This window comes from Streptomyces anandii JCM 4720, from assembly GCF_014650655.1.
Lineage (GTDB): Bacteria > Actinomycetota > Actinomycetes > Streptomycetales > Streptomycetaceae > Streptomyces > Streptomyces anandii.
Genome location: NZ_BMVJ01000003.1, coordinates 100,237 through 108,975 on the forward strand (window position 1 = coordinate 100,237; position 8,739 = coordinate 108,975).

At 71.7% G+C, this 8,739-nt stretch carries 7 protein-coding genes and 1 pseudogene; 3 read left to right on the forward strand and 5 right to left on the reverse strand.

Annotated features, from left to right (window positions below):
• Positions 1 to 46: 46 nt before the first annotated feature.
• Positions 47 to 508, reverse strand: a complete 462-nt coding sequence (locus IE249_RS06490) for an SRPBCC family protein (RefSeq protein WP_189703800.1) — start codon at positions 506 to 508, stop codon at positions 47 to 49.
• 35 nt (positions 509 to 543) lie between these two features.
• Entirely contained in the window at positions 544 to 2,004 is a 1,461-nt protein-coding gene (locus IE249_RS06495) for an APC family permease (RefSeq protein ID WP_189703801.1), read from the reverse strand.
• A gap of 104 nt (positions 2,005 to 2,108) precedes the next feature.
• Between IE249_RS06495 and IE249_RS06500 the strand changes: the two genes are divergently transcribed.
• Positions 2,109 to 3,293, forward strand: coding sequence for an ROK family transcriptional regulator (locus tag IE249_RS06500; protein WP_189703802.1), 1,185 nt, complete (start codon positions 2,109 to 2,111; stop codon positions 3,291 to 3,293).
• 111 nt (positions 3,294 to 3,404) lie between these two features.
• Positions 3,405 to 6,137: a glycoside hydrolase family 2 protein gene (locus IE249_RS06505; RefSeq protein ID WP_189703803.1), complete on the forward strand. Its 2,733-nt coding sequence runs from the start codon at positions 3,405 to 3,407 to the stop codon at positions 6,135 to 6,137.
• 62 nt (positions 6,138 to 6,199) lie between these two features.
• Here the strand turns inward: IE249_RS06505 and IE249_RS06510 are convergent, their stop codons facing one another.
• A complete protein-coding gene (locus tag IE249_RS06510) occupies positions 6,200 to 7,654 on the reverse strand; it encodes a hydrolase (RefSeq protein ID WP_189703804.1) in 1,455 nt (484 codons plus the stop codon).
• A 219-nt stretch (positions 7,655 to 7,873) separates the two neighbouring features.
• Here IE249_RS06510 and IE249_RS06515 point away from each other — a divergent pair, with 219 nt between their 5' ends.
• Complete coding sequence (locus IE249_RS06515; protein ID WP_189703805.1) at positions 7,874 to 8,140, forward strand: GlsB/YeaQ/YmgE family stress response membrane protein; 267 nt, start codon at positions 7,874 to 7,876, stop codon at positions 8,138 to 8,140.
• A gap of 28 nt (positions 8,141 to 8,168) precedes the next feature.
• Here the strand turns inward: IE249_RS06515 and IE249_RS36445 are convergent.
• Both IE249_RS36445 and IE249_RS36450 read right to left on the reverse strand, forming a co-directional pair.
• Positions 8,169 to 8,479: pseudogene (locus tag IE249_RS36445) on the reverse strand (epimerase); the annotation flags it as partial.
• A 156-nt stretch (positions 8,480 to 8,635) separates the two neighbouring features.
• The coding region (locus tag IE249_RS36450) for a cytochrome P450 (protein ID WP_229857836.1) at positions 8,636 to 8,739 on the reverse strand (104 nt) is incomplete at its 5' end.

An 8,739-nucleotide genomic window follows, 5' to 3' on the forward strand; every position in this document is an offset into this window, starting at 1 on the left:
CCACGGGATCAGCGTATAGAACCCGTGGCCGGGCGGGCCGCGGCGGTCAGGGGTCCGGGACCAGCCAGGGCTCCTGCGGCAGGGGGCTGCCGGTCTCGATGAGGGACTTGAGGTTGGACAGCACCGCGGGCCACCCGGCCGACACCACGGCGAGCGCCCGCTCGTCGGCCAGGTCCTCGTGGGTGACCGTGAGACGGACGATGTCGCCGTGCGGCCGGACGGTGAAGGTGACCCGGGTGTGCGCGTCCGGCCGCTCGGCGTCCTGCGGTTCGGCCCAGGTGGTCACCAGGCGGGTGGGCCGCTCGGCCTCCACCACGGTGCCCACCACGTCGGCGATCCCGGACCCGTCCGTGCGCACGTGCCGCCAGGGGGAGCCGGGCCGCCAGTCGGACACGTTGCTGTGACCCCAGTAGGAGGCGGTCAGGTCGGCGTCGGTGAGCGCGTCCCACACGGCCTCGGGTGTGCTCTCGAGGTAGATGACGTACGCGTACGCCGGCTTGCCTGTCATGGTGCTCTCCAGTCAGGCAGCAGCCCGTCCGCCTGTCAACCGGGGCTCCCGGCGGGCTCCACGTCGGGGTCCGCCCCCTTGAGGTACTCCTCGGAGATCTCCTTGGGGCCGAACGGCCAGACCTTCTCGAAGCGCGCCCAGACCAGGAAGGCGGCACAGCCGAGCACCAGCCAGGCCAGCGACCACTCGATGGGGTGACGGCCCGGGGAGTTCTTGTCGGCGTAGCCGTAGATCACGCACCATCCGACGAAGGCGACGATGCCCGGCAGCGGATAGAGCCACATGCGGTACGGGCGGCGCAGCCCCGGCTGCCGCCTGCGCAGCACGGTGACGGCGACGATCTGGGCGAGCGCCTGGACGATCACCATCACGGTCGTCAGGAGCTGGATCAGGGTGGCGAGGTCGGTGTGCCGTCCGATCAGGAAGCCGATCGCCGTGATCACGCCCATGGTGGCCAGGCCCAGCATCGGGAAGCGGTGTCTGGGGTGCAGGGCGGCGTACGGGCGGAAGAAGACGCGGTCGCGGGCGGCGTCGTAGGGCACCCGGGAGCCGCCGAGCAGGCCGGTGAAGACCGAGGCGAAGGCGGTGATGAGGATGAGCACGGTGACGATGTCCGCCGCCGCCCTGCCCCACGTCTTCTCCAGCACCGCCGAGGCCACCGAGGTGGAGGCGATGTCGTCGGCGTGGGTCATGCGGTGCCAGTCGATCACGCCGAGGGTGCCGATCTGCAGCAGCAGGTAGATCGCCATGATGCCGAGGATCGAGTAGATGATCGAGCGGGGCAGGACGCGGCCCGGGTCCTTGACCTCGGCCGCCATGTACGCGGTGGTGTTGTAGCCGAGGTAGTCGTAGATGCCGATGGTCAGGCCGGCGGCGAAGCCCAGCCAGAAGTGGTCGCTGCCCAGGTCGAAGGCGTGCGCCGGGTAGGTGAAGGCGAGGTGTGCGCTGAAGTGCGTGGCCGCCGCCACGATGACCAGGAGCACCGAGGTGACCATGACGGCCCACATGACGGCGGTGATGCGGGCGATGTTCTCGATGCCCCGCCACAGCAGCAGCACGACCAGGGCGATGACGCCGAGGCCGATCAGGTCGCCGGACGTCTGCCCGAGATGGGGCGCGAGGTAACCGAGGTACTGGACGAAGCCGACCACGCCCGTGGACATGATCAGCGGGATGAACAGCATCGCCGTCCAGACGAACAGGAACGGCATCAGGCGTCCGGTGCGGTACTGGAAGGCCTGGCGCAGATAGACGTAGCTGCCGCCGGAGCCGGGCATCGCGGCGCCGAGTTCGGCCCACACCAGCCCGTCGGCGAGGGCGAGGACCGCGCCGGCGACGAAGCCGATGACCGCCTGCGGCCCGCCGAACGCGGCGACCATCAGCGGGATGGTGACGAAGGGGCCGATGCCGCACATCTGGCTCATGTTGATGGCGGTGGCCTGGAACAGGCCGACGCGCCGGACGAAACCACCGCCGGGTGGCGGACTACCGGACATGGGGACTCCTGCGGGGCCGGCGAGTCGGAGGGGAACGGGCGATAAAGTTAAAGAGACTTACTTGGTACGTCAAGAGGTCTCCGCCGATGCGTGAGAATGGTGCGATGCCCGCCACCGACGCCACCGAACGGCCGGAGCAGCCGTGGAACCGCCGCCGGCTGCGCAGCACCAACGAGCGGCTCCTGCTCGACCGCCTGCGCGCCTCGGGCGCCGCCTCGCGCGCCCAGCTGGCCCGCGAGACCGGCCTGTCCAAGCCGACCGTCTCCAGCGCCCTGGCCGCCATGGAGGCGGCGGGGCTGGTGCGCGAGGTGGGCACCCACGCGCCCGAGCGCGGCCGCACGGCCGTGCTGTACGCCCCCGACCCGGCGGCCGGCCATGTGCTGGGCGTCGACATCGGGCGCGGCTGGCTGCGGTGCGCGGTCGCCGACCTGGACGGCACCGTCGTGGCCCGCAGCGACGTGCGCAACAAGGCGCGCAGCTCGGGCGCGCTGGCCGAGCTCGTGGTGGCGACGGCCCGGCAGGTGGTGGCGGGCTCGGGCGTGGACGCGGACCAGGTGGTGCACGCGGTGGTGGGCACCCCGGGCGTCTACGACGAGCAGCAGCGCCGGGTGCGGTACGCGATGCACCTGCCCGGCTGGGGCAGGGCCGGACTGTTCGACCGGATGCGTGCGGAGCTCGGCGTGCCGCTGGAGATCCACAACGACGCCAACCTGGCCGCGCTCGGCGAGTACGCGTACGGCGTCGGCGCGGGCAGCCGGCTGTTCGCGTACATCCTGATCGGCACCGGCCTCGGCATGGGCGTCGTCAGCGAGGGGCGGCTGTTCACGGGCGCGCACGGACTGGCCGGAGAGATCGGGTTCCTGCCCTGGCCGGGGCAGCACAGGCCGGAGCGGCTCGAGGACGCGGTGTCCGGGCTGGCGGTGGTGGAATCCGCCCGCCGGTTCGGGATGAGCGGGCGGCTGACCGCGAAGGCGGTGTTCGACGCGGCGCGCGGGGGCAGCCCCGCGGCGGTGAAGGCGGTACGGCTGGAGGGTGAGCGGATCGCGCACACGGTGGCCGCGGCGGCGGCCGTGCTCGACCCGGATCTCGTCGTGCTCGGCGGTGGGGTGGGTCACAGCGTGGACCTGCTGCTGGAGCCGGTGCGGGAGCACCTGCGCACGCTCACCCCGCTGCGGCCCGAGGTCGCGGCCAGCCGGCTCGGCGCGGACGCGGTGCTGCTGGGCGCGGTGGCGACCGCACTGGACACGGCCCGGGACGTGGTGTTCGAACGCCGGTCCGTCCCGTCCTGACCAACTCGCCGGGCGGCCAAGGTGATTGACACGTTCCGCGCGGGCTCCTATCGTGACCGAATTAGTAAAGTTTCCTAACTATACTAGGCTTGCGCAGAGGCTGGAGAACCCGTGTTCCACCGCCCCGCTCACGGACGCCGCCCCGCCGCCAGGCACCGTCTCGCCGCGGCCGCGGTCGCCCTCGGACTGCTCGGTTCGCACGGCACCGGAGCCTGGGCGGGCGGCCACCGGTCGGTCGTCCCGCACACCAGGATCACCGAGGTCTCCCCGGTGCCGGGCAGCGCCACGCCCATCGCCGGATACGCCATCCGGTCGGCCGCCGAGGTGACCGACCCCGCGGCGGAGGTGTCCTCGCCCGGCTACTCCCCCGACGGCTGGTACGCGGCCGGTCCCCGCTCCACCGTCCTGGCCGCCCTGCTCGCCGCCGGGAGGTATCCCGACCCGTTCCACTCGACCGACCAGCAGCGGATCCCGCGGGCGGACTTCCAGGTCCCCTGGTGGTACCGCGCCGACTTCGCGGTCGCCGACACCTCCCACCGCACCTACCTCGATCTCAGCGGCGTGATGTCCGCGGCCGACGTCTACGTCGACGGCCACCTCGTCGCCCCCGCCAAGGACGTCACCGGCGCCTACACCCGCCACGAACTCGACGTGACCTCCCTGGTCCGTCCCGGCAAGAACACCCTCGCGCTGCGCGTCCGGCCCAACGACCCGGACAAGAACCTCACCATGGGCTGGATCGACTGGCTCCAGCCGCCGCCCGACCGCAACATGGGCATCGTCCGGGACGTCCTGGTCCGCCGCGGCGGCCCCGTCGCCCTGCGCGACGCGCACGTGGTGACCCGGCTGGACGTGCCGTCCCTCGCCTACGCCGACCTCACCGTCAAGGCGACGGCCCGCAACGACTCCGCGGCGCCGGTGACCACCACCGTCACCGGGACCGTCGGCGCCACCACGTTCCGCAGGACCCTCACCCTGGCCGCCCACGAGACACGCCCGGTCACCTTCTCCCCGGACGACGTGCCCGGGCTGCGCCTGACCGCGCCCCGCGTGTGGTGGCCGGCCGGCATGGGCGGGCAGCCGCTCTACGGCCTGGACCTCACCGCCACCGTGGCCGGCACCGTCTCGGACACCGCGCACGAGAGCTTCGGCATCCGGGACGTGCGGGCACCGATCGACGCGGACGGCGCCCGCCAGTACCGGATCAACGGACGCAGGCTGCTGATCAAGGGCGGCGGCTGGTCCCCGGACGAGTTCCTGCGCTGGAACCGGACCTATGTGGAGGACCGGCTGAAGTACGCGCTCGACCTGGGCCTCAACACGATCCGCCTCGAAGGCCACCTGGAGCCGGACGAGTTCTTCGACCTCGCCGACCGCTACGGCGTCCTCACGCTTCCCGGCTGGGAATGCTGCGACAAGTGGGAGGGCAACGTCAACGGGAGCGAGACCGGCGACAAGTGGACCGCCGCCGACTACCCGGTCGCCAAGGCGTCGATGGCCGCCGAGGCCGCCCGGCTGCGCGACCACCCCAGCGTGATCTCCTTCCTGGTCGGCAGCGACTTCGCGCCCGACGCCGCCATCGAGAGGAACTACCTCGACGCACTCGGTGCCGCCGACTGGCCCGTCCCCGTCGTCAGCTCCGCCTCCGACAGCTCCTCGCCGCAGCTCGGCGGTTCCGGCATGAAGATGACCGGCCCCTACGACTGGGTGCCGCCCGGCTACTGGTACGCCAAGCGCGAGGGCGGCGCCACCGGCTTCAACTCCGAGACCAGCGCGGGCCCCGACATCCCCACCCTCGACACCCTGCGCCGCATGATGACTCCGGCCGAGCTCGACACCCTCTGGAGGGATCCCGGCGCCCGCCAGTACCACCGCTCGCCGTCCCCGGTCTTCGGCACCCTGAAGATCTACGACCAGGCCCTCGCCGGCCGCTACGGCGCCCCCACCGGGCTCACCGACTACGTCCGCAAGGCGCAGCTCGCCCAGTACGAGAACGTCCGCGCGCAGTTCGAGGCCTACGGACGCAACGCCACCGACGCCGACAAGCCGGCGACCGGCGTCGTCTACTGGATGTTCAACAGCGGCTGGACCTCGCTGCACTGGCAGCTGACGGACCGTTACCTCGACCAGGGCGGCGCCTACTTCGGCGCCAAGAAGGCGAACGAGCCGCTGCACGTGCAGTACTCCTACGACGACCGCTCGGTGGTGGTGGTCGCCAACCGGAAGGACCCCGCCTCCCACCTCACCGCCCGCGCCACCCTCTTCGACACCGACGGCACGCAGCGCTACGACCGGACGGTGCGGGACGTGCGCGTGGCCGGGGACGGCGCCCACAGCACCGTACTCACCCTTCCGGCGGCGGTGAGCGGGCCGGCGGCCACCCATCTGCTGCGGCTGACGCTGACCGACGCCTCGGGCAGGGAGGTCAGCCGCAACGTGTACTGGCTGTCCACCCGGCCGGACACCCTCGACTGGGACCGCACCGACTGGTACCACACGCCGACGACGAGCTACGCGGACCTCAAGGGGCTGAACTCCATGGCGCGGGCACCCCTCTCCTCGACCGCTTCCACGGTCTCGGCGGACGGGACGTCGACCACGACGGTCACCCTGCGCAACACCGGCGGCGCGAGGACGCCGGCCCTCTTCACGGACGCCCACCTCGTCGGCGCCGACGGCTCGCCGGTGCTGCCGGTGCGGTGGTCGGACAACGAGGTGAGCCTCTGGCCGGGCGAGTCGGTCACGCTGACCGCGACCTACCGCACGGCGGACCTGCACGGGGCCGCGCCACGGGTCCGGATCTCCGGCTGGAACACCCCGGAGCGCACGGTGCCGGCCGGGTGAGACGCAGGAAGGGCAGGGGCCCGCCGGACGTCCGGCGGGCCCCCTGTCGTGCGTGTCCCGCGTCAGCCCACGTCGAGCGCGGTGTCGTCGAGGACGAACGAGGTCTGCAAGGTCGAGCCCTCGGTGCCGGTGAACCTGACCGTCACCGTCCGGCCCGCGTAGGCCGACAGGTCCAGGCTGCGCCGGGTGTAGCCGCTCGCCGCGTTGAGGTTGGAGTACGTGGCGGGGGTGGCCAGCACGGTGCCGCCGCTGTCGAGGACCTGGACCTTGAGGGTGTCGTAGGCCGTGGTGCTCGTCGTCTCGGCGGTGTCCACGTGGAGGTAGAAGCTCAGCGCGGCCGTGGTGCAGCCGGCGGGGACGGTGACGGTCTGCGCGAGGGTGTCGGTGCGGGCCGAGCCGTAACCGTCCAGCCAGGCCTTGTAGGAGCCGGTGCGCGCCGGCTCGCCCGAGTCTTCGGTGATGACTCCGCTGCTCGCGCTCCACACCGTGTTGCCGGACTCGAAGCCGCTGTTGCCGAGGAGCTGGGCCGCGGCGCAGGTGCCGCCGCCCCCGCCGCCGCCCCCACTGCTCGTACCCGAACCGGCGAGCCAGGCGGTCGCGTTGAGGGCGAGGGCGGCGTTGGTGGCGCCGGAGTCGTTCCAGCCGTCGTAGAGGGTGTTGCCGGACTGGCCGGTGCCGTCGTCGATGGGCGAGCTGTCGCCCCAGAAGGCGACGCGGCCGCTGCCGAAGGCGCTGGTGACGAAGAACGCCCCGGTGTTGCCCGAGTAACCGCTGCGGTAGACCAGGCCCTTGACGGCGGAGTTGTCGGAGGGCTTGAGGGTGGCCGTGGTGCCGTTGGCGAACAGGCTCTTGGTGACGGTGCCGAAGGAGCCGTGCAGCACCGGGTCGGTGCTGTCGCTGATCGCGGCCGGGTAGCCCGAGGCGATGTTGAGCGCGTCGATGGAGAAGCCGAACGGGTCGGTGGAGTCGACGCTGTTGTTGCTCATCAGGTCGTTCAGGATCTTCACGGAGTCCGCGCCGTCGTTGTTGCGGTCCGAACCGTTGTGGTCCGAGATCATGAACAGGCCGCCGCCGTTCTTGACGAAGTTCATGATGGCGGTCTTCTCCGCCGACGTGAACAGCGTGTTCGGCTCGGGCAGGACGAGCGTGTCGAAGTTCGACAGATCGGTCGAGGAGGAGCCGCCGTAGGACAGGCTCGACGCGGAGGGCAGGGTCTTGAGGCTGTAGCTCCCGGTCTTCTGCAGGGCCACGCCCCAGGACGACAGGGCGCCCGTCCAGTCGGTCTCCGCGGACGGGGAGGGGTCCTGGCCGAGCGGGTCGGGCTGGCTGGTGGAGATGATCCAGTCGGCGTTGCCGGCCGTCTCGGCGTGCGCGTTGTCGAAAAGGACGCGGTGGGTGGTGGCCGCGTGGGCGGGCGTGGCACTGGTGCCGAACTGCAGGGCTGCCGAGGTGAGCAGCAGACCGAGTCCGGCGAGGACGGTGGTGACTCTGTGACGGGACCTTCTGGATCCGGGCATCCGACGGACCTCCAAGTGGGGTGAAGGGGCGGTGCGGGCGATGCGGCGGCGGATCTGCGCGCGTAGAGCCCGATTGAGCGTTCTACACGCGTCGATTGATTGAAAGGTACATGGCATGTCCGCACGGTGAACATCAAGTCCCGGCAATAACCGTGCGGAGTGGCTCCGCTTGCAGCGGGCATCCGAACAGCGCGGGGACAACGACGCGGAGGGGCAGAGATGGAGATCACCGGCATCATCAGCGCCATCGTCATCGGCATTGTCATCGGCGTCCTCGGACGGCTGGTCGTGCCGGGACGCCAGCACATCGGCGTCCTGTGGACGATCCTCATCGGCATCGTGGCCGCGCTGATCGGCGCGGCGATCGCCTCGGCGCTCGGCGTCGCGGACACCAAGGGCGTCGACTGGATCGAGTGGCTCATCCAGATCGCCCTCGCGGCGGTGGGCGTGGCCGCGCTGGACCGGTCCAAGGCGGTCCACCGCTGACCCCGGGCGGGGCGGTGGCCCGTGTGGGTCACCGGCTCGCGAGCCACTCCCCGTACCAGGCGAGCCTGGTGTCGGCGGTCCCGGCGAGCGGGGTCGGGGTCACGCCGTAGGCCCGCTCGAAGGCGGTCGAGTCCAGGATCTGCGGCTCCAGGATCTGCTGCCCGGTGTGCCGGCAGAAGATCCCGGCGTACTCGGCCATGAACCGCTCGTCGAACGGGCGGAAGGGGCGGGGCTCGTCAGGACCACGACGTTCGGCGCCCGGCCGGTCCGCTTCTCGATCACCGTATGGATCTCCCGTGTGCTCACGGCGGGCGCGGTGGGCAGGTGCCGGACCCGGCCCGCGGGCGTCACCGTGCCCGTGGCGGCCGCCGCGTTCCCGGCGGATCGACGTTTCTGCGGGCGGCGCCGTGCCCGCGGCGGGCTCCGTGTTCCCGGCGGATCGGCGTTTCCTCGGGCGTCGTCGTGCCCTCGGGCGTTGCCGTGTTCGAGTCCGGGCTAATCGTGGCCGCCCTGGCCGGCGAATCGTACGGGGAGGCTGCGGGGGCCGCGGATCATCATGCCCTGGCGCCAGGTGATCGCGGCCGGGTGGATGTCCAGGG